Genomic DNA, 23,133 nt, shown 5'->3' with positions numbered 1-23,133 from the left:
CGGTGACCGGACCGCGATATGTGAAGGGCGCCCAGGAAGGCGGCAGCCGATGTAGTCGGGGCATACATGGTGTCGCCACCCACCTCATGGCTCGGAAATATGTGACCGACCCATGTGTCTCGCGGCGGGCTTCCTCCCTACCGTGTTCCGCCATGGACAGCACCAAGCACTCCGCTGAGAGTTTCCTCGCGGGCCGCAAGGCCCTGGTCACCGGCGCGGCCAGTGGCATCGGCCGCGCCTGTGCCGAGGGCTTCGCCGCGGCCGGGGCCGAGGTCTACGTGGTGGACCGGGCCGCGGAGGCCGCGAAGGAGGTGGCGGAGCGAATCGGCGGCATCGCCGTCGTGGCCGACCTCTCCGAACCCGAGGCCGTGGACACGCTGCCGGACGACTCCGACATCGTCGTCAACAACGCGGGGCTGCAACACGTGGCACCCGTCCACGAGTTCCCGCCGGAGCGCTTCGCGCTGATCCAGCGGGTGATGGTGGAGGCCCCGTTCCGCATCCTGCGCCGCACCCTGCCCGCCATGTACGCGCGGGGATGGGGTCGGGTGGTCAACATCTCCTCGGTGCACGGCCTGCGGGCCAGCGCCTACAAATCGGCGTACGTCGCCGCCAAGCATGCCCTGGAGGGGCTGAGCAAGGTGGTCGCCCTGGAGGGTGCCGCACACGGCGTGACCAGCAATTGCGTCAACCCCGGCTACGTCCGCACACCCCTGGTCGAGGAACAGATCGCCCAGCAGGCGCTCGCCCACGGCATACCGGAGGCGGACGTGATGGACCAGGTGTTCCTCGACCGCACCGCGATCAAGCGCCTGATCGAACCGGCGGAGGTCGCCGCGGCGGCCCTGTGGCTCTGCACCGAGCACAGCGGCTCCGTCACGGGCAGCTCGATCCCCCTGGACGGCGGCTGGACTGCCCGCTGACAGGGCCGATCCGTTCCCTGTCCCGTTCCCTGTCGACGGCCTGGGGTGCCGTGCCCAGGATGCTCGCCTGGGACAACGAGGCCGGCTGGAGCAGGTCTTTGTCGTCCGTCACCGGCAAAGCGGAACTGCCCTCGGCGGCGCGGGCCGGTGTTCAACCGGACTGCTCGGTCGCCGCATCGGCCTGGGCCGCGATCCATGCGGCCAGCTCGTCGAGGCGCGAGCTCAGTTCCGGGTCGCCGGCACTCTCGGCGACCAGACCCGGCAGCGTGAGCGGCCGCCCCTTGCGGAGGTGCGCCTGAACGAGGTGGAGGCCGTTGCTGCGGGAGAACCTGAAGGACTGCACTTCCTGCCAGGTGACCACGCGCGTTCTCAGCAGGGTGCGCGTGGTGAGACGCTTGGCGTCCACCGTGGTGCTGCCGCACATCGGGCCCACGAAGGCGGCGAAGTAGCAGCAGGCACCGATCACGCCGATCGTGCTGATCGCGATCCACGCCGGATCGCGGCCGTCGGTCGATGTGGCGTCGATGAAGGCGATGAGACCGACCAGAGCGGCCGAGCTGAGGATCAGGATTCTCCAGCCCGTCCGTCGGTACCGAAACGGCGCCTCGAAGCGCTGCTGCCCGACATGTTCATCGCCCACTGTTCTCTCCCTTTCCGCCGTCGGCCGACCGGCTGGGCGCAACCGCCGGACGGTCATGTCCGGCTCTCACGTCCGGCCATGCGACCGGCGCCTCTGCCTGACCGACAACGGAGGACCACCCGGCGGCTCCGAAAACCTTCGCCGCGCCCATGGACTCGTGCACGCCTACGGCCTCCTGCTGCGCCAGACCAGGTACTGCTGACGGACGTATCCACGAGGGTCGCCGTCGGCCACGACCTGGTCGTGCTCGGCCAGTTGGCCGGCCGTCCGGAGTGCGCGGACGACGTCCTTGGAGACGGTGTCGTCGGTCTGGAGCGACGCCCGGTCGGACATCGCGGCGTAGCGCAGCAGGTACTCGCGCTGCTTGCGAGGGAACGCCGGCCTGGTGCGGAGGTGGCGACGCTCATCCTCGATACTCGGGGCGTCGGCGTAGGCCTGTTGCGGTGTGGGGACCGGGCCGGTCGGCACGTGCCTGGCGGGCTGGGGCGGGAGAGGGGGGAGGCCGTGTGCGGCGAGGACGGCGTCGGCGAACTCGGTGCGGTCGACGTGCAGGCCGTACGTGCCGAACAGGGCGAAGAGATCGGCGAGGGCGCGGGGTTCGGTGCCGCGCGGGAGGTCGTCATCGGTGACTGTGAGCTTGCCGAGGAGCGGGCCCCAGTTCAGTCCCGGGGGATCGGTGAGGCGTAGCCGGAGGGTGACACGGTGGGCGCCGGTTTCCGCCTCCTCCTGGAACCACATGGTGAGTCCATGGACGGCTGGCCACGGGTAGGTGCGCCGGACGAGCAGCCGCGTCATGGTGAGGCCGTTCGCGTCTGCCCGGAGCCAGTAGGTGTGAGGCGTCGCCGCGGCGATGACCGCGACGATCACGGCCGCGATCAGCATGCAGGTGCCTGGACCTGCGGTGCCGGTCTCACTGAGCACGATCACCGTCAGGAAGGCCAGTATGCAGCCGTAGAAGACCATCTCCCCCGTCCGCCGCATGAAGGCCAACCGCACTGTGGTCATCCTGAGCCCCTCCTGAGGTGTTCTGTCCGGCCACGGTCGCGAACAGCGCTCGACCGAGAGAGTTGCACCACCGGCCGAACGGGGATGGTCGGAGAGCCTGGCGGATCCGGTGATCCGGGGGATCGGCGGACGTCGGCGGGCCGTTCTGATGGTCCGTCGGCGCTGGGCCTCGGCCCTCCCCTCGTGGATGCTGCCAGGGCGTGGTTCCGGTCAGGACAGGTCGCTCCAGGCCTTGTCGACCAGTGCTGCGACCTGGTCCGGGTGGTGGATCAGAGGCCCGCCGTGCATGCGGATCTGGACGGTCAGGCCGCCTCCGCTGCGCTGGCAGTAGGACGTGGTCACGCTGTCCGGGGCGGGTTTCCTTCCGGCGGCCGTGAATGCGTTGATCACGACGCAGGACACGTTCCCGTAGGTCAGCAACTGGTCGAACGGTACGGCGGTGTCGGTGTCGACCGGGTCCTCGTAGGGGACGTAGGGCTTGGGCGAGTCGCTGCGGACCGCCCGCAGATCGAGGAAGTTCAGTTCCGGCTTGTCGGCATAGGAGCGCACCACCGCCACCGCACCGCCGTAGTCGTCGGACAACCGCTGTCCGCTGCGGACGTCCTCGATGGCATGCCGCTTCGCCGATACTCGTTGGTACGCGTTGGTGGCCTGGGCGCGCTCCATGTCGGGGAAGGAGGTGAACCCGTTCAGGTCGGCGGGCGCGTGGAGGGGGCCGCTGCTGGTCGTGCCGAAAGCGGAGTCACCGTTGCCGCCGACCAGAACGGGTATGCCGACCGCGGCCAGTCCCAGGAGGAGGCCGAGGGCGCCGGTGACGGCGGGGTGGCGCAGCAGGAGCAGGGGGCCGCGGTGCGGTCCGGACGGAGGCGCGGGGACATCGTTGTGCTCGGTCATGTCTCTCTTGTCATTCATCTCAGCTGTTGCTCAGCTCCAGTGCCTGGGAAGGAAGGCATGGACGAGGACTCTGTCCGGCCCGATCTCGACCCGGCTGTTGGCCAGGCGCAGCAGGAGGAACGTCATGACGGCCATGGACAAGGCGCAGAACACGGCCAGTACGGCGACCGTCGTGAGGCTCTGCATCGAGGCCACGACGATCGGGAGCGCCACGAAAGCCAGGTCTCCCGCCACCAGGAGTGCGATCACCGTTCTGCGCTTGCCCGTGCTCGGGCGCAGGACGACCTGTGCGTTCGTGTCCCCCATGGTCATGACCTCCCCTACAGTCGAGGAGCATAAGCTAGCATGAATGAATGGACTCATTCCATTCATATGGGCATCGGCAGCTGCCGGGATACGGCCCCGTGCGACCGCCCCGGCTGCCCGCCGGGTTCATCGTGGTCCTGGCGGTGTTCGCGGCGGTCGGCGTCCTCGCCGACCTGCTCTTCTCGTTCGGGATGCTCTTCGCGGGGGACAGCTGCGGCACCAGCGGCCCCGGCGGCTCCGCGCCGGTCTGCGATGCAGGGGTGTGGCTGATCCTCTTGGCGCTGCCATGGCTCGGGCTCGTGGCGGCGGCGCTCGTCGCACTGCTGGGCGGCATCTGGGCCGTGCGTCAGCGGCTGTCGCCGTGGTACCTGCTGCTCACCGGAGCGGCGATCTATCTGACCGCCTGCGAGATCACGTATCTGGTGCTGTTCGGCTGACCCCGGCCTGCGGAGGCCGCGCCGGTCACGAGTGGAGGGTCTGAGGCGCATCTTCCGTCTCAGCCAGGATGAATGCCTCAGCTAGGATGAATGAGCGAGCAGAGGAAGGGGGACACGTCGGATGGCCAGTCAGCGTGAGTCCGCGGCGGAACAGGACCAGCGGGGATCGACGCTGGCCGAGAAGATCGACGCGCTCTTCAGGGTCGTACGTCGGCCCGACCATGAGCCGTACAGCCACGAGGAGGTCGCGCGGGCCTGCCGTGAGGCCAGCGGTGAGTCCTTCTCCGCGACCTATCTGTGGCAGCTGCGCACCGGCCGACGGGACAATCCGACCAAGCGTCATCTGGAAGCGCTCGCGGGCTTCTTCCAGGTACCCGTCGCATACTTCTTCGACGACGACCAGGGCGCGGCCATCTCCAGGGAGCTGGAGCTGCTCGGGGCGCTGCGTGACGCCGGGGTGCGCAGTGTCGCCCTGCGTGCGGTGAACCTCTCCCCGGAGGGTGTGAGCACCATCAGCGACATCATCGACGTCCTCGCACGCAGGGAGCAGGGGACCGCCGGGCACGGTAAGCAGAGTTGACGCGCACCGACCCACCACGCGCGCAGGGGAAGCGGAAGAGGTATCGCAGGTGTGGACCGACCGGCGCCGCGGAGCGCTGACGCAGCAGCACCGGCGCAGGGTCCAGGCCCTGTCGCTGCCGCGGCCGTTCGACGCGTTCGGCTTCATCGCCGCGCTCGCCGCCGAACGGGGCAGGCCCATCGACCTGGTGCCCGTGGCCGGGCGGACCGACACACCGTGCGGCCTGCTGGTGACCACCGACCGCGCTGACTGCATCGTCTACGCGGCCGACACCACCGCACTGCACCAGCAGCACATCCTGCTGCACGAAGCGGCCCACCTCATCTGCGGCCACCACGATGCGCCGCCCCCGCTCTCCGCCGCCGCGCGCGTCCTGCTGCCCAACCTCCCGCCCTCGCTGGTCGAACGGGTCCTGGGCAGAACCGTGTACACCGAACCCCAGGAGCGAGAGGCGGAACTCGTCGCCTCCCTCATCCGCTGCCGGGCCGCCCGGGAGGACAGCCGCACGGCGGCCTCAGAAGTGCCGGACGGCTCCCGGCTGGCCACGCTGCTCACCGCCCCGCACCGGTGGGTGGCCCGTGGTTGAGGCGACCGCCCTCCTCGCCGCCGCACTCCTCCTCGGCTTCGGTGCACGCCGCATCATGACGGCCCGGCAGACCGGAGCCGACCCGGTGCACGGGTACCTGTGCGGGTTCGCGTTCTGCATGGGGGCCTCGCTGGTCCTCCTCGCCCCGGCGAACCTGACCCGACTCGCCCACCTGGTACCGCAGACGGCGGCCGTCCTGGCCGGCGACGCGCTGAAGACGGCGTCGCTGAGCTTTCTGATGCTGTTCGCCCTCGCCCTGTCCTCGGAGCCCGACGACCCGGGCCGGCACCGGATGCGGCGTCACCGATTCGCCGCGTGGGCCGTCCAGCTCACCTCCGCCGCCCTCCTGCCTGCGGCCCGTCCCGCCTGGAGCGGCGGCGCCGCCGTACTGCACGACACCGCCGGGCGGCTGCTGATGGCGGGCTACGACGCGCTGTTCACCGGCTATGCCTTCTGGTGCCTGACCGTGCTCGGCCGAGTCCTCGTCCGCCACCTGCGCTCGGCGGGGCGGGGTCTGCTGCGGATCGGACTTCGCCTGGCGCTCGCCGCGGTCGCCGCCGGGACCCTGTGGACACTCTGGTCCCTCGACGACATCGTCGCCGTCCTGACACGGGGCACCCAGGACGGAGGCGAGGACACGCTCTCCAACGCCCTCGGCATGATCTGCGTGGCCCTGGCCGTCGCCGCGGCGACCGTGACGCTGTGGAGCAGCCGGCTGGCCGCACCGCTGCGCTGGCTGCGCGCGTACCGCAGCTACCGGAACCTGGAGCCACTGTGGGTCGCCCTGCACGAGGCGTTGCCGGAGATCGCCCTGCCCCTGGCTGAGCCGGGCGGCAGACTCCCGCTGTGGCAGGCCGAGTTCGCCCTCTACCGGCGCATCATCGAGATCCGTGACGGCCAGCTCGCACTACGCCCCTACGCCGGCCCGGCCGCCCCCGCAACCATGGTCCACACCGACGCGGAACGTGAGGCCGAGGCGCTTGCCGCCGCACTGGAGAACCACCGACACGGTCGCCGCCGCACCCCCGCCCCCGAGGTCGATCCCGGCCCCAGCCCGGTACCGGGCACGGTGGAGGCGGAGGCCGCGTGGCTGGCCCAAGTCGCCCGAGCGTTCCGCCACACCAGGCTGGACATCCTGGCATCCCCACCCGCCACTTCACCCAGAAGATGAGGCCGAGGCCTCGGAGGGCGCGGCAGATGCCACCGGACGGTGGCATCCCCCGCAGCGCCTGCGGGACCTGCCCCGGGGCCGCCCGCCTGGTCGCGGAAGTACCGAGATCGGCGCGTCACGCTGCTTTGACCTGCTGGTATTGCCCGAGGAAGTCCGGCCTTCCCTGCCGTACTTGCCACAGGAAAAGGCCTGGGTTCAACTGCACTGCACCGGTCGAGGCGTCGAAGGCGAACGTGCGGGTGATGCCCCGGTACGACAGGGACCTCAGCGGGTGGATCAGGGAGCCCGGGTCCACCGGGCCTGTCCCGGACTGGGTGAGGATGTGGGCGACCATGCCGAGGGCGTCATAGGCCTCGGCCGCGCCGGGCGGGATGCTCCTCACTCCGTACCGCTGGGTGAAGTCCCGTACGAACGTTGCGGCCGGCGCCAGGCGCGCCGGGTCCACCCAGGTGGACGAGAACACCCATCCCTCGGCCGCCGCTCCTGCGGCGGCGAGGAAGGACGGGTCGAGCACCGGCTGGGCCGCCGCGGCCGTACCCGTGAACCCGGCCGTCCGCAGCGCCCGGGCGAAGGCGGCGGCCCGCTGGGGCGAGTTGCCGCAGTAGACGACGGCCTGGGCGCGGGCGGCGATGGCGGCGGCAGCGGCCGGGGCGAAGTCGTCACTGTCGGCGGGGACGGTGTGGGTGGTGACCGTGCCATGGGCCGGGGCATTCTCCGTCAGGGGTTTGGCGATCAGCCAGCTGAAGTCGCGGGCCGCGTCGTCCTGGATCAGGGCCCAGCGGCTGACCGGGCGGATCCCGGTCAGGTAGCGGAACAGGGGAGTGGGCATCGCGTAGTCGGCCGGCCGGAGCTGGAACACGGCCGGGTGGGTGGACGACACGGTGGCGTACAGGTCGTCGGAGCCGGCCCAGGCGGTCACCATCGGCAACGACGCCTTGGTGTAGATGTCCCGGGTGGCGAGCGCGGTGGTGTCCGAGGAGGGGCCGATGACCGCGCACACCCGGCCGTCGGCGGTGAGCTGCCGTGCCACCGCCTGCGACCGAGCAGCCTCCCCGTGGTCGTCGTGCACCTGCAGCGCGAGGTCGAAGCCGCGGTCCTCGTGCGCGTTGTGGTCGGACACGGCGAGCCGGACGGCCTGCTCTATCGCCGTGCCCAGTGCCTTGCCGGGGCCGGTCAGGTCGGCGTGGACGGCGATCGCCCGGGTGGGGACAGCAGGGGCGTGCGGGGTGGAGCGGGTGGTGGCGTACCAGGCCGCCGTGGCCCCGCCCGCCGCCAGGGCGGCGCCGGCCGAGGTGCCCAGCAGCAGGAAGCGGCGTCTGGTCGGCGTGGGCGGCGCGTCCACGAGTGTCGGCGGCTCGGTGCGCTGTGGCTCGGGCAGGTCCAGGACTTGGGCGGAGCGTTCGGCGATGAGCGCGGGCAGGCCGGGTGGCAGCCAGTCGTCGGTGCCGAAGTGGCCCAGCGCCACCCGGAGTTCGGGCAGTGTGGGGCGGGCGGCCGGGGACTTCGCCAGGCAGCGGGCGATGAGCGTGCGCAGCGGGTCGTCCGGGACGCCGGTGAGGTCCGGGGCCTCGTGGATGGTGCGGAAGATCACCGATGCCGCCATGCCCGTGCCGTACGGCGGGCGGCCCGCCGCCGCGTAGGCGAGCAGGCAGCCCAGTGAGAACACATCGCTCGGCGGGCCCGGCTCGCCGCCGCGGGCCCGTGCCTGCTCGGGGGACAGATAGCCGGGTGTGCCGATCACGACGTCGGTCGCGGTCAGGGCGGTCGCGCCGCCCGTGCGGGCGATGCCGAAGTCGATCAGGCGTGGTCCGTCGAGGGCGAGCAGGACGTTGCCGGGTTTGATGTCGCGGTGCACGAGCCCGGCCGCGTGTACCGCGGTGAGTGCTTCGACCAGCCGGGCGCCCAGTGCCCGTACGGTGCCCGGCGGCAGTGGGCCGTGCCCGGCGATGATCTCGGCGAGGGAGGGGCCGGGCACGAACGCCGTGGCGAGCCACGGCTCGGGGGCTTCCGGGTCGGCGGCCAGCACCGGAGTGGTCCAGCGGGCGTCGACCCGCGCCGCCGCCCGTGCCTCGCGCCGGAAGCGGGCCCGGAAGGAGGGGTCGGCGGCGTGTTCCGCCCGGATCACCTTGACGGCGGCCAGGGTGCCGCCTTCGGAGCGGGCGAGGTAGACCACGCCCATGCCGCCGGTTCCGATCCGGGCGAGCAGCCGGTACGGGCCGATGGCCTCCGGGTCGGTGGTGAGAAGCGGACGCACCGTCACTTGCCCTTCAGCGGGAGGGCTATGTCCGGGGCTGGGCCCAGATAGTCGAAGGCACCGTCACGCACCTGGTGGACGAAGCTGGCGGGCGTGGCAAGCATGGGCGTACCGACGGTCTTGGAGTCGAAGGCGAAGGTCCGGGTGATGCCGTGGTACTTGGCTGCTTGGAGCGGGGCGATGAGATCCCTGCGGGCCGGCCGTCTGCCTCCGCTCGCCGTTAGCCGGCTGATCAGCAGGTTCGCCGCGTCGTAGCCCTCGGCCGCCCAGAAGCCGGGCGCGTGGCCGCTACGGGCGCGGAACGCCTGTGCGAAATCGCGGACGGAGGCCGCTCCGGGGCCGATGGCGCTGGCCAGCACCGTCCAGCCGTCCGCGGCCGGTTCGGCGGCGAACCGGGCGTCGAGGGCGGGTTCCATCGCGTACTTGGGCCCGGTGAAGCCGGCCAGGCCGCGGGCCGCACGGATCGCGCCGTCTCGCGGGCCCGCGTAGACGAAGGCCTGGATGCCGGCCGAGCGCATCTCGTCCAGCACGGGCCGCAGATCGGTCGTCCCGGGCGGCACGACCCGGGGGTGGGTGGCGCGTCCGTACTGTCGGATGACGAAGTTGGCCATCTGGATGGTCATCCAGGAGAGGTCACCGCCGCTGCGGTCCATCAGAAGGCCGACGGGTGATGCCGCGCTCGTCGCCGCCCACAGGAACACCAGCTTCATCGCGACCGTGTTGTGCAGCGGCCGGCCGCGCACGAACGAACGGATGTTCTGGTACAGGTTCTGCCCGGCGGACATGGTGAGCACTGGCAGCAACGCCGCGTCATACACCGGGAGCGCGGCCTTGGTCGTCAGGTCCGTGCTGGACCCGATCACCGCCAGCACGCTGTCGTCGCCGGCGAGCCGGCGCGCCGCGTTGGGCGCGCGGCCGGTGCTGCCGCTGTCGTCGGCCGTGCGCAGCTGCAGCGTGAACGGCTTGTCACGGCGCGCGTTGAACTGTTCGACGGCGAGCTGCGCGCCCTGGAGCTGCGCCTGCCCGGCCACCTTTCCGGGGCCGCTGAGGTCGGCCTGTACACCGATCGCCCAGCCGGGCGCGGCCGGTCTGCCCGAGCCGCCGCCGTGGGTCCCGCGCAGCGCGGCCCACGCCGCCGCCCCGCCGCCGACGGCCAGGACGGCCGCCCCGGTGGACGCGGCCGTCAGAAAGCCCCGGCGGGACCGGCCGGTGGCCGCCGCGGGCTCGGCGAGGGTGGCCTCGATCTCGGGCAGGGCGAGCATCTGCGCCGACTGCTCGGCGACCATCCGGACCACTTCCGGCGGTAGCCAGTTCGCGGTGCCGGACGGGACGTCCTCGACCAATGCCGTGTCCAGCTCGGCGGGCGTCGGCCGATCGTCCGGGTCCTTGGCGAGGCAGCGCAGCAGGACCGCGGCCAGCTCCGGCTCCACGCCGTCCAGGTCTGGCTCGTCGTGCACGGTCCGGTAGAGCAGCGCGTCGGCCGCCCCGCTGCCGAACGGCAGGCGTCCCGTCGCCGCGTATGCCAGCACACAACCCAGCGAGAACACATCGCTCGCCGGCGAGAGCGAATCGCCGCCGGCCGCCTGCTCGGGGGAGAGGAAGCCGGGCGTGCCGATCACGAGGTCGGTGGAGGTGAGGGCCGTGTCGTGCGGCGAGCGCGCGATACCGAAGTCGATCAGCCGCGGCCCGTCGGCGGCCAGCAGGATGTTCCCGGGCTTGACGTCCCGGTGCACCAGACCGGTCTCGTGTACGGCCGTCAGCGCCCGCGCCAGCAGCTTGCCCAGCACCCGTACCGCCCGCGGCGGCAGCGGACCGAGCCGGCCGACCGCTTCGGCGAGGGAGGGGCCCGGCTCGAACGCGGTGGCCAGCCACGGCTGTCCGGCCTCCGGGTCGGCTCCGGTCACCTTCACCACCCACGGGCTGTCCACCCCCTGCGCGGCCCGCACCTCACGGCTGAACCGGGCGCGGAACTCCTCGTCGTCCCCGTAACCGGCCTGGATCACCTTGACGGCGGCAAGGGCCCCCGACTCCGTCCGCCCCAGATAGACGACGCCCATGCCGCCCTCGCCGAGCCGGGCAAGCAGCCGGTGACCGCCGACGAAGGACGGGTCGGACGGCCGCAGCGAACGGTCGGTCACTTCTTCACCCCCAGTGCGTTGCGCACCTTCGTCTCCATGTCCGCGACTGCCTGCGCCGCCACGGTCATCAGGTCGTTCCGGGTGTATCCCCTGCCGCCCTCGACCGCGACGGCGATGGTGACGGGCCCGAGCCGTGCCTGGTCCCACGCGTAGTACAGCGCGCCCGCTGAGAGGGCGGGATTGAAGTAGTTGCCCAGCTCCATCACGAAGTCGTCGGCGGACAGGTTGTCGTTGGTGCCGTATCCGGAGCCGACCGAGTCCAGCTGGGAGATCCGCTCCGTGTCCCGCAGTTGCTGGTCGGGGCAGCGCAGCGCCTCCTCCAGCGTCTCGGCGATCTCCCAGCCGGCCTGCTGCGCGGTGCGGTGCACGGTGACGGTCGCCGCGGTGTGGACCTCGCCCTTGCCGCCGGTCGCCGGAAGTCTGCCGTACCGGCTGAGACTGCCCAGCACGTCACTGGGCAGCGCCTGCTGCTGCCATACGCAGTCGGTGCCGAGCACCGGCCAGTCGGCCGGGTCGCTCTCGTACGGGGTGCGCCGCCCATAGCCGGGGCCGAAGCTCTCCGGACCGGCGGTGACAGCCCTCAGCAACTCCAGGGCGGCCGACCGTGTCTTCGGCATCCGTGCGGGGTCGGTCCGGAAGGGCGTCCCACTGGTGCCGCCGCCGGCACCGGCCTGCACGGACGCCGTACTTGTCGCGGCCGGGCCCGTCGTGGGCTTCGCGTCCTTCGGGCCGGATCCGTGGCCGCCGGAGCATCCCGCGAGCAACACCCCGCAGACGGCCAGTGCGGCGCCCGCGCGCCCGCCCTGCCGTCTTCCCCCTGCGTGTCTCACTGTTCTCCATTCCGTCCCATCCGGCTCCCTCGCGCTGATCGGGAGTCGGAGCATCTGGATCTGGTTCACATGAGCTTATATGCAATCTGAATCATTCACATCAGTTTGCTTCGCGTCGAATGGTGTGAGGTGAGCGCGAGTGTTGTGCGCAGGAGGCACGATGAACGGGCGGTGGCGGGAAGCGGCCTGTCTGCCTGGCGAGTGGTTCCCGTGGGGCCGGTCCTGGGGGGTCTTCGGCTTTCCGGTACTTGTCACCATCCTGCTGCAGCCCGTGCTCAAGCGCCGGTTCCTGGTGCGCTTCGGCGAGGAGAGCGTCACTGCTGTGGGTCTGCGGGCTGTCGGCCGCACGCTGTCTTCACCTGGGCAAGGACGGACTGCATCATGATCGGTTGTGGTGCTGCTTCTGGCCTCGCCACCAGTTACCGGTTTTGTCGCGCCAAGTCGGCAGGCCCGCGTTCACCGGCACCGACCGCGCGCAGTCCTCGCCAGCCTGCTCCACCACGTGCCGGGGGAGAAGCAGCAGCATCTCCTGCTGCTGACAAGCCCGGACACGATCCCGCGCCGGCACCGCGACCTGCTCAAGCGGCGTCACGCCGCGAGCTGCATGCCGAAGGGGTAGTGCGCCACCTTGTCCGGGTTCATGTGGAACCACGTGTGTCGGCCCTGTCGGGGCTCGGACGGCGAACGGCTTCTCATTCGGTCGTCCATCGCTGGTTGGCGGCGGCCGTGCAGGTCCAGAGGATGACGGGGGAGCCGTTGGCTGTGGCGCCGCCCGACACGTCCAGGCACAGGCCCGACCGGACGCTCTGGACGGTGCCGTCCGAGTTGAAGGTCCACCGCTGGTCGTCGCTGCCGGTGCAGGTCCCCAGGATCACCGGGGTACCGGGGGCGGTCGAACCGTCCTTCGCGTCCAGGCACAGGCCCTTGGTGGTGAGGGTGCCCGCGGAGGTGTACGTCCATTTCTGGTTCGCCGAACCGTCGCAGTCCCAGATGCCGACCCGGGTGCCCGGGATCGTACGGGCGCCCGGATCGTCGAGGCAGCGTCCGGAGGCTCCACCGACGAGGGGGCTGTCGGCGGGCACCTTGATGGCTGCCAGGCCGATCGACGCGGATCCGAGCCTGCGCGCGTCGGCCGCCGGGGTCGCGGTCACCGCGGCGAACGGCCGGGCGCCGACCGGGTCGGAGGGCTGCTGGATGAGGTAGGACCTGCCCTTGACGGCCGGGACGGAGATCTGCGCGGCGTCGGTCGCACGGACCACTACGGTGTGCCCGTCCTTGCCGTCGACGACCTCGACCTGACTCCCCGGCCAGGGGTTGCGGACCCTGATGGTCCCGGTGGACCCCGCGTTGACGCCTACGGTGCCGATCGTCCCGTCGTGGACCTGGACCGAGACCTTGCTGCCGCCCTGGATGAACACCGTGCCGTCGGCGTTCCAACCGGAGGGCAGCGCGGGCGCGATGCGCAGCAGCCCGTCGTAGTCCTGCACCAGCGCCTCGCCGAGTGCGGCGGCCGCCACACCCTGCTGCTCGAAGTAGGGCTCATTGCCGACGAAGGTCGCCAGGCCCGAGGGCAGCGTCTGGTATTTCTTGGTCAGCCCGGTCAAGGTGGCGGCGACCTCGTCGCCGAGACCGAGGCGGGAGGCCTGGATCGGGTCGTTGCTCCAGTCGTTGACCTGCTTGTTCGGGCGGCTCGTGTACGCCCGCCTGGCCAGGCCGGACAAGTCTCCCGAGTCGCCGATCAGGTTGTAGGGCCACACCGGTTCCAGCCCGATGTTCTCGGTGTTGTGCTTGGTGGCCGACGGCTCGTAGGAGGGCGCGATGACATCCGTGCCGTCGGCGTCGGCGGCCTCGGTGAGCAGCTTGGACTGTGTCGCCGCGTCGGTGCGGGGGAGTGGGAGGATCTTCGCCAGGGCCGTGTTCAGCCGTCCGGCGAGACCGGCGTCCTTGCCGAGCACTCGGGCGGCCTTGGCGGTCGCCGGGTACAGGGCCCGCATGGCCGAGATGTCTGTGGTGGGGTCCTTGACGTCCCACTGGGTCTCATGCGCGTTGGACGGGGCGGTGTGCAGATGGCCGTCCTCACCCGTGGTCGAGTACGCGAGCAGGAACCGGCTCGCCTCGGCCATGAGGGGGTAGTTGGCGCGCAGGAAGGACCGGTCGCCGGTCATGAGGTACTGCTGCCAGACCCACAGCCCGACCTCGGCCCCGGTGGATATGGTGCGCGCGTTGTAGTACGGGCTGGAAGCCGAGTCGCAGTTCAGGCCCGGCGAGGACAGCCACGTCTCGTGCTCGAAGCCCTGTCCGTTGAAGCGCATGGTCTCGGGGGACGCAGATGCCCGTGCGGTTGCCCAGGTGAGCCTTGGTCCATGCTTGGATGTTCGCCAGGTTGCGCCGGTAGAGGCGGAAGTAGGGTGCATTGAGGTCGAAGGCGCCGGCGGACAGGTTCGCCTGGACCTGCATGCGCAGGTTCCAGTGCCAGTACGCGCCCGGATCCCACCGGTGGAAGTCCTTGTACGCCGAGAACAGGTCCGCGACGCCGGCCTGGGAACCGGGATAGAGGTCGCGGCTCTGCGCCGCCGCGTCGTACAGGTCGAGTGTGCGCAGGCTCTCCAGGTAGTCGGCGGTGCCGTCGGCGGAGGAGTACTTGATCAGCCCGACCCGGTTCCAGAAGGAGTGCCACCACGACAGGTGCGCCGCGAAGAGGCCGGACGACGTCTTGGCCGTGTCCTTCGCCAGCAGGCTTGCGGCGGTGCGCCGGGCATCCCGGCCGGTCCAGTGCGGTGCGGCCGTCACGATACGGAAGCTGCCGTCGGCGTGCGGGGTGAAGGAGACCTGCACCGTGCGGGAGTCCACGACGCTCGCGGTGACATCCTGTCCGCCTGCGGTGATCGTGCCCAGCGAGCCGAACGGGCCACCGCCCGATCCGGGCCGGCCGGTGTCCTTCCAGGTCTCGGCGAGCGTGCCGATCACGCCGTCGGCCTCCGCCTGCGGTGACCTCCCGGACCACAGGGCGAGCCGGGCCGTCTGCGGGGTGGTGGGATCGGCCCCGGTGACGTCGACGACCAGTTCGTCCTTGTCCGCGCGGACGTAGACGGTGGCGGTCATGCCGCCGCCGGATTCGGTGAACGTCCCGTTGTACAGGTCCAGGTGGGCCTGGTAGTCGGAGGCGCCGGTGAGCTTGGCGAGTCCCGGGATGGTCACCCATCCCGGCGACTTGCGGTCCGGATACGTGTCCGAGCGGTTGAGCTGGGCGGTGAAACCGCCGGCGGCCCAGACGGCGGCGCCGAGCCTGCCGTTGCCGAGCGGCATGAACTGTGACTGCGCGGCGTTCGGCCGGCGCAGCACCACGTTGGAGCGACGCACCAGGTTCGGCGCGTTGACGGTGAACCTGCCTGACTCCCACGCGGTCGTGGCGGTGGCGGCGTGGGCGGTCTGCCACGCCGGTGCGACGGTGAGAGCCGCGGCCAGCGCGAAGGCGCAGGCGAGGCTGCCCGCCGCGCTTCTTCGGAGTACGGCCATGCGCTACCACTTCCTTGTGAGCGACGGCGGGACGAGGGGCCGGCCGACCGGAACCGGCGGCCGGACAGGGGCGCACGCGGGCATGGCCTGCCTGCCGTGCCCGCGTCGCCAAGTCGCCGCTACAGGGCGACGAGCTGCCAGTCCTGGTTGGCTTCGCCGGTGGCGGTCCCCTGGACGACAGGGGAGCCGTCGGCGGTGGAGGCGCCGCTGACGTCGAGGACCTTGCCACTCTTGCGGTTGACCAGCTTGAAGACACCGAGATCCGTGGCGAAGGGCCGGTCGTAGACCTCCAGGCTGCGGATGCCCGCCGTGACGCCCGCCGGCACCCCGGTCACCGTCACCCGCACGTACCGGGCCGTGGAGCTGAAGGCGGAGACCTGGACCTGGCCGGTGGCGGCGGTCGTGGTGAGGTCGGCGAGGGTGGTCCACGTGCTGTTGTCCGTGGAACCCTCGATCTTGTACTGGTAGTTGGTGTTGTCCTTCTCCCAGGCGACACGGGCCCCGGTGAGTGACTTCACCGAGCCCAGGTCCACCTTCAGCCACTGCCCCGCACCGCTGTCGCCGGCGATCCAGTAGGTGGCGGTGGAGCCGTCCACGGCGTTCGCCGCCGGGTGACCCTTGGCGGCGCCGGCGGCCGTGGCCCTCCTGTGCAGGGCGATGTCCCGCTGCCGCACGTTCCGGTCCAGCCTGATGCCGATCACGCTGTCCTCGGCGTGGCGGGTGCGGTTGATGCCCTCGACGGTCACGGTGCCGTCCGCGCCGGACGCGTACGGCAGCGACTGGCCTGTCGCCACGTCGAAGACCCGCTCGACCTGGGCGTCGCCGATCGACGGTGTGGTGAAGCCGGTTCCGCTGTGGCCGGGCAGCAGATGGACGTAGACGGTGCGGTCCCGGTAGGTGAAGCCGTACTGGCCGTCCACAGGCTGCCAGGGACCGCCGCGCGTCTTGTACACGGACTCGCCGTAGGTGGTCATGAAGGTGCCGATCCGGCGCAGCAGACTCGCCTGTGCGTCGGAGACGGTGCCGTGCCGGTCGGGGCCGACGTTGACCATGACCGTGATGTCGCGCACCCATGAGTTGACCAGGATGTCCATGGCGGTGCCGTAACTCATCACCTTGCCGTCGGAGTTGTAGCCCCAGGTGCTGCCGACGCTGAAGACCTTCTCGGCGAGCTTGCCGGAGCGGATGTTGCCGGTGGGCACGGATCCGCCCTCTTCGCTGGCGTAGTCGCCGATCCAGCCGGAGCGCGAGGTGGCGACGATGTCGGGCTGGTGCTTGCGGACCATGCCCATCAGGCCCAGCGGCTTGCCGTCGGAGTCGGTTTCGCCGTAGGTGGCGTCCACGGGCCAGGCATTGGAGGTGTCGCGGTACCGGCCGGGTTCCCAGAAGAACGCGGCGTCGGCGTCCGTGCCCTGTTCCGCCAGCCAGCCGCCGTCCCACCACAGGTCGTCGATGACGCCGTACTGGGTGACGAGTTCCTTGACGGACTCGTACACCTCGGTCTTCATGATCCGCGCGTTCTCCTTGTGGGAGGGGTCGGTGGTGTAACCCCAGGGATTGGCCGCGCAGTTGGTGCCGTGGACGTCGTAGTAGCCGGGGTAGCGCCAGTCGATCGGCGAGTAGTAGAGCCCGACCTTCAGCCCGGCCGCCCGCACGGCCGCGACGTAGTCCTTGACGAAGTCACGGCTCAGCGGCGCCTGGCCGGAGTTCCAGCTGTTGGGGTGTTTCAGCGGCCACAGGGCGAAGCCGTCGTGGTGACGGGTGGTGAGGGTCACGTACTTGGCGCCGAAGTCCTTGGCCAACTGGGCCCAGTCGGCCGGCTTGTAGGCGTCGGCGGTGAACTGCTCGCCGGTGGCTTCGGTGACGTACTTCTTGTAGTTCTCCGGCGTGACGGGGGCGTTGTGCATGTACCACTCGCCCTTGGCCGGGCCGGAGTAGACGCCCCAGTGGATGAACATGCCCAGCTTGGCGTCCCGCATCCACTGGATCTTGGCGTCCGGCTGCTGCTCCACACCCATGTCCGTCTGCGGGATGCGCAGCGGAGGCAGCGGCAACGGCTGAGGCCCGGTGGAGGCGGCGGCGCGGGCGGGAGCGGCCAGGGCGGGCCCGACAGCGGCGGCGACCGTCAGGGCGGCCACGCCGGTGAGCATTCTTCGGCGGCTGAGGGAATACGACAAGACGAGACTCCTGACTGTCCACAGGAGAGCCCGGGCGGTGACGCGGCTGAGCATCCGGACCGAATGGATGGGATGAGTCATCTGCCATCGGCGAGATACGGGGAGCCGCACGGAGGTGCATGTCTCGCCGGGATGACATCGGATGTATTAATGGCCATCAATCCGTGCCGCGTCTAGTGGGCGGACACAATCGGCTGAAATAGCCATGCTGTTGCATCGCTGGAGAGTGCATCTTCCAGAAACATCGGATGTCATCGTCTTCCGAGCCTTGACGACGGCATGCTTGGCGTCTACGGTCCTCAACGGAGTCGCACGCAATCCCCCAAATCCCAACCCTTGTTGAGGGTGGGAGTGGATTCGAAGGACCTCTGATGCCCGGACGTGCCCTGACGTATGTGCCGGCCGCCTCCATGGGTGTGCTCGCCCTGCTGATCGCCGGATCTCCCGCTCAGGCGGCCAAGGTCGCCCAGGTCACCATCACCAACGCCACCCAGTTCGCCGGCACTCCGCCGCCGTGGTCCAGGCCCACGGCGGCGGAGTGATCAAGGTAGGCTCCTGGTACCGGGTGCAGTTCGGTCCGCCGAGGGCGCAGCCGCACACTTCTCCTGGGGCTTGCGAGAGGCGATCGGGCACACTTCCCGGACCTTGGAAAAGGGGCCAATGTGGGGCCGGTCATGTGGCGCAGGCAAACCTTGCCCCCGCTTTGGCGCGGGGATCGTGAACAACGCCGCGCTGTTGACCATGGTCGGCGTGGTCTGGTTCCTGGCCATGCTGTTCGTCGTGTTCGGCGACGCCCGATTCGCCGTCCGCGCGCAGCCCGCCATGTCCGGCGCCGAGGGGCCATTGACGCTCTCTTCGCGAACTCGTCCTCTTCCGCGCCCACAACGCCCTCACGTTCGACTGGTCCCGGCTCTCGCGGCCCAGGAGTGTGAAGAGGGCACTATGCGAGCCGGCCTTCGAGATGTCGTACGGCGACGGGACCAGCCGGCACGTCGGACCCGTGGGTCCGGGTGGGCTGCTTCTGCACCATCCCGGTCAGTGGGCCGTCAGCACCAGCAAGAGCCCGACCAGCGCCGGAACAGTCTGCACGAAGAGAATCTTCCGGCTGGAGGTCACGGCCCCGTACACACCCGCCACGGCCACACAGACAAGGAAGAAGACCCTCGCCTGGAATCCCACGGGGTCGGACGCCACGGCACCCCACACCAGACCAGCGGAGAGGAAGCCGTTGTACAGCCCCTGGTTGGCCGCGAGCACTTTCGTCTGCGAGGCGAACTCGGCACTGGTCCCGAAGGCGGCCCGAGCCCGCGGGGTGGTCCACAGAAACATCTCCAGAACCAGGATGTAGGCGTGCAAGGCGGCTATGGTCAGCACTGCGACGGTCGCGATGATCGACATGACAACAGGATCGCAGACCGGTCCGCTCCCCTCGATCGCGGGAGGCCACGACCCGGGAGCTGCGTCACACACTGCCGGTTCGAGAAGTCCGCCAAAGGACCGCAATATTTCACGTACGTGGGCCTGGAGAGCCTTTAGGGTCAGTAATGGCGCCCGACCTGGTGTTTCTCCCTCAATCGGTCAGTTGCACATGTTTCGACCATGCGCGTACTGCTCAAACGCCGACGGCATGGGAACCGGGAGCTCCCGCGCCTCCTGGGGCAGCGACGTCACGAACCCGCGACCGCAGACCGCAGAGCGTCAACTCGGACAGTGTCCTTTCGCGGCCTCATTGCGGCCGTCGCCGGGGACCTGGCAGCGCCTCCATGGTGGCCGCACGCACTCCCGACCCCCAGAACTATGGCGTCCCACCACATACGCCTCTGACCTGTGCGTTCCTACCGTGTGGCGACACGCAAACGTCCCTGTCGAACGCCAGGAAGTGGTGCCGATGTCGTCGGCGAGACGGATGTGTGGCCCGCCCCGTCTACGACGAGGTGGGCGGGTGCGGGGAGCGGAGCACGAGCAGGGTGATCTCGCTGGGGGCGAAGACGCGGAACGGCGGGCCCCAGAAGCCGGTGCCGCGGCTGGTGTAGAGGAGGGTGCGGGCGCCGTGGTGGCTGAGGCCGGCGAGGGCGGGCTGGTCGATGCGGACCAGGTGGTGGAAGGGCCAGATCTGGCCGCCGTGGGTGTGGCCGGAGAGCTGGAGGTCGATGCCGGCGGCTGCGGCCCGGTCGACGAACTTGGGCTGGTGTGCCAGGAGCAGGACGGGCAGGTCGGGGTCGGCACCGTTCAAGGCTCCGGCGAGGTGGGCGCGGTGGCCTGCCAGGCCGGAGGACTCGGCGGTGACGTCGTCCACGCCGGCGACCACGAGGGTGTCGCCTCCGCGTTCGAGCAGCAGATGGCGGTTGCGCAGCGGCTCCCAGCCCAGCTCGTCCATCAGGTCGACCCAGCCCTGGGCTTCGCTGTAGTACTCGTGGTTGCCGGTGACGTATACACGGGCCCGGGTGGCCCGCACGGTACCGAGTGGGGCGGCCTGGGCGCGGCGGCGTTCGGCCGTGCCGTCCGCAATGTCGCCGGTGTGGCAGACCAGGTCGGCTTCCAGGGTGTTCACCGTCTCGCACACCCGTGCCGACCAGCGGGCGCGATCGAGTGGGCCGTAGTGGGTGTCGGTGATGAGGACGACGCGGGTGCCGTCCAACCCGGCACCCAGTCGCGGAAGTTGCACGTCGAGTCGGTGCACGCGCGGTACGCGGCGGGCCTCGGCGTACCCCCAGCCGAGCAGTACGGCGGTTACGCCGAGGACGGCCCACGTGACGATTCGGGCCCGGTCCTGGCTGTCGCCGACGCCGGCCATGGTCAGGGCGAGCCGCAACAGGACGCCGAGCAGAACGGACCAGGTGAACAGGACCCAGCTGGTGCCCAGCAGGGTGTCACCGACGATCGCCGCCCGGTCCTGCTGACGCCGGCCGTGGCCGCGCACCATCGCGAGCGGCATACCGATGAGGCCAAGGGCGAACAGGGCGGTGCCGGCCAGCGTGACGGGCAGCGGCCAGTGCTGGCCGCTGTGCAGGAGCACCCAGCAGGGCACGGCCCACAGCAGGACGGGGGCGATCAGGGGGATGTAGCGCATCAGGCGGTGCAGTCGGCTCTGCTGCGGCGCCTGCACCTCACTTTCCGCGGGCCGGGTGTTGCTGGTGTCGGTCACGTTTCCCCTCCCTGACCGGGCTGCCGTCTCGCGCACTGTATCCGGTCGCCCTCGGGCCGGCCGGACCGGCGGTCATGGGCACGGCCCTTGGGACGAAGGGTTCTCCGCGGGGTGGCAAGACTCCGCCGCAGACGACTCCCTTGGCATAAGCCGCGAACAGGGCGCTCCTGCCGGGTCTGTCAAACGAGCGGCCCTGTCTCACATTCGGTGTCGTCGGGGTGCCGGTGCGGCCGAGAGGGTGGAAGTCGTTGAAGCCGTCGAGGGCGGAGTCGACGTCGGCCTTGGGGATGAACTCGTCGTAGATGGGGGTGTGCCATTCGTCGAGCAGCAGGACATCGTTGCCTCCTGCTGCCGTCTGGATCCCCCATTGGGATACATACCCCCAGGGGGTATGTTGAGCCGAACTGATGACCACCGAGCGAAGGGATCGGGTGAACCGATGAACGCGTTGCTGCACATGCTGAGAACCGCCGGGTCGATGACCTGGGAGATCACCTGGGCCCTGATCCTGGGCTTCCTGCTGTCCGCGATCGTGCAGGCCCTGGTGTCCAAGGAGACGATCCGACGGCTGCTGCCGGACGACTCGCCCAAGACCCTCGGCGTCGCCTCGCTACTGGGCGCGGCATCGTCGTCCTGCTCCTACGCCGCGGTGGCGCTGGCCCGCTCGCTGTTCCGCAAGGGCGCGAACTTCACCTCGGCGATGGCCTTCGAGATCGCCTCCACCAACCTGGTGATCGAACTCGGGGTGATCCTGGCGCTGCTGATGGGCTGGCAGTTCACCCTCGCCGAGTTCTTCGGCGGGCCGGTGATGATCCTCATCGTGGCACTGCTGTTCCGCCGCTTCATCAAGGGCCGGATCCTGAACGCGGCCAAGGAGCAAGCCGAGCAGGGGCTGGCCGGTTCGATAGAGGGCCACGCGGCGATGGACATGTCCGTCCCCGCCGACGGCTCGCTGTTCAAGCGGCTGACATCCGCGCGCGGATTCACCGCCGTGTCGCACATCTTCGTCATGGAATGGGCCGCGATCCTGCGCGACATCATCATCGGGCTACTGATCGCCGGCGCCGTGGCTGCGTGGGTGCCGGACTCGTTCTGGCGGCACTTCTTCCTCACCGGTCACCCGGTTGCCTCCGCCGTCTGGGGACCGATCGTCGGACTCGTTATCGCGATCGTGTCGTTCGTCTGCTCCATCGGGAACGTTCCGTTGGCCGCGGTGCTGTGGAACGGCGGTATCTCCTTCGGCGGCGTGGCCTCATTCATCTTCGCCGACCTGCTCATCATCCCGATCCTGCTGATCTACCGCCGCTACTACGGCACCGCGATGGCACTGCGCATCTTCGGCTTCTTCTACCTGGCGATGGTCGGCGCCGGCTACGTCGTCGAGCTGGTCTTCAAGCCACTGGGGCTGGTCCCGTCGCAGCGCACCGCAAAGGTGATGGAAGCCGGGATCACCTGGAACTACACCACCTGGCTGAACATCGCGTTCCTGATCCTGGCGGCTGCGCTGGTCGTCCGGTTCCTGCGCACCGGCGGCGGGCCCATGCTGAAGATGATGGGCGGCGGCCCCGACGACATGGCCCACCACACCCACGACCACAGTGCGCACGCCGGGATCGGGACGCACCAGGTCGAGCACGGCACGATGGACCACTCAGGAATGGACCACCACGGGCACGAAGCCCACGGCGACCATCACGGGCATCCCGACCACAACTGATGATCGGCGCAGTCCCAACGATGGTGACCCGGACCTGGCGCTGCGGACAGCCATCCAGTCGGGGCTCTTCTCTCTGCATTCGAAGGTGCCAACCATGTCGAACGTCGACGAGAAGAGCCCGGATCGGTCCCGCCCTGCAGGATTGTCAGCCGCAAGCTGTGAGACTCATTCCCCGCACGGTGCGCCTCCCGCACCCGCCTGTCCGAGCATGAACTGCCATGCCACCGCGCGCATGTTCGGCCCGGTGGGTCGGTCGTGATGTCGGTGAAGCTCGGTGGCGCCCCGCCGGAATAGGCGTGGAGCAGGCCGTCGATGGCGTACAGGTGCGGCCGTTGGCGCTGCCGCGCCACGTGTCGGTGGGCTGCTGGGAGACCGACTGGTCCGCAGTGCCGTTGTCGCCCCAGTCGTTGGTGCCGAGCCACTGGTGCACGAGAGCGCTCTGGTCGGTGACGGCCGCGAGGGGGTCGGCGGTTGCGTACGAGGAGAGCAGGGACCCCCGGCGGGCCTCGGCGCCCATCGCCCGGTATGCCTCCAGCCGAGGATCACCCATCAGACCTACGCGCACGTGATGCCTGACGCTCCGGAGCGTTTGAGGTCTCTGATGGGTACCGTCTTCACGATGCATGCGGAGCTCAACTTGCCTCTTGAGTTCGAGGCAGTCGTCGAGGAGGCCTGACGCAGGCCGGGTTGACTGCGGGGCGCGCACCCGGGCCGCAGTGTAGGTGCGCGGGTTTTGCAGACGCGGCTGCCCCGCCGTGGCGAGTGTTGTGATGCGGGTCGGCGTGTCACTCCCAGCACTGCGACGCCCGATCTG

General features: G+C 70.1%; 19 protein-coding genes. 7 read left to right on the top strand and 12 right to left on the bottom strand.

Features of this window, described 5'->3' with window-relative positions; all coding sequences use genetic code 11:
• The first annotated feature begins 152 nt into the window (after window positions 1-152).
• Window positions 153-923, top strand: a complete 771-nt coding sequence (locus tag LE548_RS00205) for a 3-hydroxybutyrate dehydrogenase (protein ID WP_225094510.1) — start codon at window positions 153-155, stop codon at window positions 921-923.
• Between the two features lie 151 nt (window positions 924-1,074).
• On the opposite strand, the gene LE548_RS00200 is transcribed toward LE548_RS00205, so the two are convergent.
• The 4 genes from LE548_RS00200 to LE548_RS00185 form a co-directional block, all read right to left on the bottom strand.
• The gene (locus LE548_RS00200; protein WP_225094509.1) at window positions 1,075-1,620 is read right to left on the bottom strand and encodes a PH domain-containing protein; all 546 of its coding nucleotides are present in this window, start codon (window positions 1,618-1,620) and stop codon (window positions 1,075-1,077) included.
• 108 nt (window positions 1,621-1,728) lie between these two features.
• A complete protein-coding gene (locus tag LE548_RS00195; protein WP_225094508.1) occupies window positions 1,729-2,568 on the bottom strand; it encodes a hypothetical protein in 840 nt (279 codons plus the stop codon).
• Window positions 2,569-2,778: 210 nt separating this feature from the next.
• The gene (locus tag LE548_RS00190) at window positions 2,779-3,462 is read right to left on the bottom strand and encodes a hypothetical protein (RefSeq protein WP_225094507.1); all 684 of its coding nucleotides are present in this window, start codon (window positions 3,460-3,462) and stop codon (window positions 2,779-2,781) included.
• A gap of 30 nt (window positions 3,463-3,492) precedes the next feature.
• On the bottom strand, window positions 3,493-3,768 hold the full coding sequence (locus tag LE548_RS00185; RefSeq protein WP_225094506.1) for a hypothetical protein: 276 nt from the start codon (window positions 3,766-3,768) through the stop codon (window positions 3,493-3,495).
• A gap of 98 nt (window positions 3,769-3,866) precedes the next feature.
• Between LE548_RS00185 and LE548_RS00180 the strand changes: the two genes are divergently transcribed.
• The 4 genes from LE548_RS00180 to LE548_RS00165 all read left to right on the top strand — a co-directional run bounded on the left by LE548_RS00180 (window position 3,867) and on the right by LE548_RS00165 (window position 6,542).
• Entirely contained in the window at window positions 3,867-4,205 is a 339-nt protein-coding gene (locus LE548_RS00180; protein WP_225094505.1) for a hypothetical protein, read from the top strand.
• A 121-nt stretch (window positions 4,206-4,326) separates the two neighbouring features.
• Window positions 4,327-4,785, top strand: coding sequence for an XRE family transcriptional regulator (locus LE548_RS00175; RefSeq protein WP_225094504.1), 459 nt, complete (start codon window positions 4,327-4,329; stop codon window positions 4,783-4,785).
• Window positions 4,786-4,834: 49 nt separating this feature from the next.
• Window positions 4,835-5,371, top strand: coding sequence for a ParH-like protein (locus LE548_RS00170; RefSeq protein ID WP_225094503.1), 537 nt, complete (start codon window positions 4,835-4,837; stop codon window positions 5,369-5,371).
• Complete coding sequence (locus LE548_RS00165) at window positions 5,364-6,542, top strand: MAB_1171c family putative transporter (RefSeq protein ID WP_225094502.1); 1,179 nt, start codon at window positions 5,364-5,366, stop codon at window positions 6,540-6,542. The genes LE548_RS00170 and LE548_RS00165 overlap by 8 nt, the downstream gene beginning before the upstream one ends.
• 115 nt (window positions 6,543-6,657) lie before the next feature.
• Here LE548_RS00165 and LE548_RS00160 read toward each other — a convergent pair whose 3' ends face one another.
• The 6 genes from LE548_RS00160 to LE548_RS00135 all read right to left on the bottom strand — a co-directional run bounded on the left by LE548_RS00160 (window position 6,658) and on the right by LE548_RS00135 (window position 17,457).
• On the bottom strand, window positions 6,658-8,796 hold the full coding sequence (locus LE548_RS00160) for a bifunctional serine/threonine-protein kinase/ABC transporter substrate-binding protein (protein WP_225094501.1): 2,139 nt from the start codon (window positions 8,794-8,796) through the stop codon (window positions 6,658-6,660).
• Between the two features lie 2 nt (window positions 8,797-8,798).
• Window positions 8,799-10,934, bottom strand: coding sequence for a bifunctional serine/threonine-protein kinase/ABC transporter substrate-binding protein (locus tag LE548_RS00155; RefSeq protein WP_225094500.1), 2,136 nt, complete (start codon window positions 10,932-10,934; stop codon window positions 8,799-8,801).
• A complete protein-coding gene (locus LE548_RS00150) occupies window positions 10,931-11,551 on the bottom strand; it encodes a hypothetical protein (RefSeq protein WP_225094499.1) in 621 nt (206 codons plus the stop codon). The genes LE548_RS00155 and LE548_RS00150 overlap by 4 nt, the downstream gene beginning before the upstream one ends.
• 905 nt (window positions 11,552-12,456) lie before the next feature.
• Window positions 12,457-13,929 (bottom strand): RICIN domain-containing protein, encoded by a 1,473-nt coding sequence (locus LE548_RS00145; protein WP_374116009.1) that lies wholly within the window; start codon window positions 13,927-13,929, stop codon window positions 12,457-12,459.
• Window positions 13,841-15,280, bottom strand: coding sequence for a hypothetical protein (locus tag LE548_RS00140; protein ID WP_225094498.1), 1,440 nt, complete (start codon window positions 15,278-15,280; stop codon window positions 13,841-13,843). The genes LE548_RS00145 and LE548_RS00140 overlap by 89 nt, the downstream gene beginning before the upstream one ends.
• A 119-nt stretch (window positions 15,281-15,399) precedes the next feature.
• Complete coding sequence (locus tag LE548_RS00135) at window positions 15,400-17,457, bottom strand: alpha-L-fucosidase (RefSeq protein WP_225094497.1); 2,058 nt, start codon at window positions 17,455-17,457, stop codon at window positions 15,400-15,402.
• A gap of 371 nt (window positions 17,458-17,828) precedes the next feature.
• Here LE548_RS00135 and LE548_RS00130 point away from each other — a divergent pair, with 371 nt between their 5' ends.
• Window positions 17,829-17,999 carry a hypothetical protein gene (locus LE548_RS00130; RefSeq protein ID WP_225094496.1) on the top strand — a complete coding sequence of 57 codons (171 nt, stop codon included), beginning with the start codon at window positions 17,829-17,831 and terminating at the stop codon, window positions 17,997-17,999.
• Between the two features lie 493 nt (window positions 18,000-18,492).
• On the opposite strand, the gene LE548_RS00125 is transcribed toward LE548_RS00130, so the two are convergent.
• Both LE548_RS00125 and LE548_RS00120 read right to left on the bottom strand, forming a co-directional pair.
• On the bottom strand, window positions 18,493-18,855 hold the full coding sequence (locus tag LE548_RS00125; protein WP_225094495.1) for a DUF1304 domain-containing protein: 363 nt from the start codon (window positions 18,853-18,855) through the stop codon (window positions 18,493-18,495).
• A gap of 526 nt (window positions 18,856-19,381) precedes the next feature.
• Window positions 19,382-20,602: a metallophosphoesterase gene (locus LE548_RS00120; protein ID WP_225094494.1), complete on the bottom strand. Its 1,221-nt coding sequence runs from the start codon at window positions 20,600-20,602 to the stop codon at window positions 19,382-19,384.
• Window positions 20,603-21,041: 439 nt separating this feature from the next.
• Here LE548_RS00120 and LE548_RS00115 point away from each other — a divergent pair, with 439 nt between their 5' ends.
• On the top strand, window positions 21,042-22,319 hold the full coding sequence (locus LE548_RS00115; RefSeq protein WP_225094493.1) for a permease: 1,278 nt from the start codon (window positions 21,042-21,044) through the stop codon (window positions 22,317-22,319).
• Window positions 22,320-23,133 lie beyond the last annotated feature (814 nt).

Source organism: Streptomyces sp. CoH27, from assembly GCF_020181035.1.
Taxonomy (GTDB): domain Bacteria; phylum Actinomycetota; class Actinomycetes; order Streptomycetales; family Streptomycetaceae; genus Streptomyces; species Streptomyces camelliae.
The sequence above is the reverse complement of the archived record's forward strand: the minus strand, read 5'-3'. Positions and strand labels throughout refer to the sequence as shown.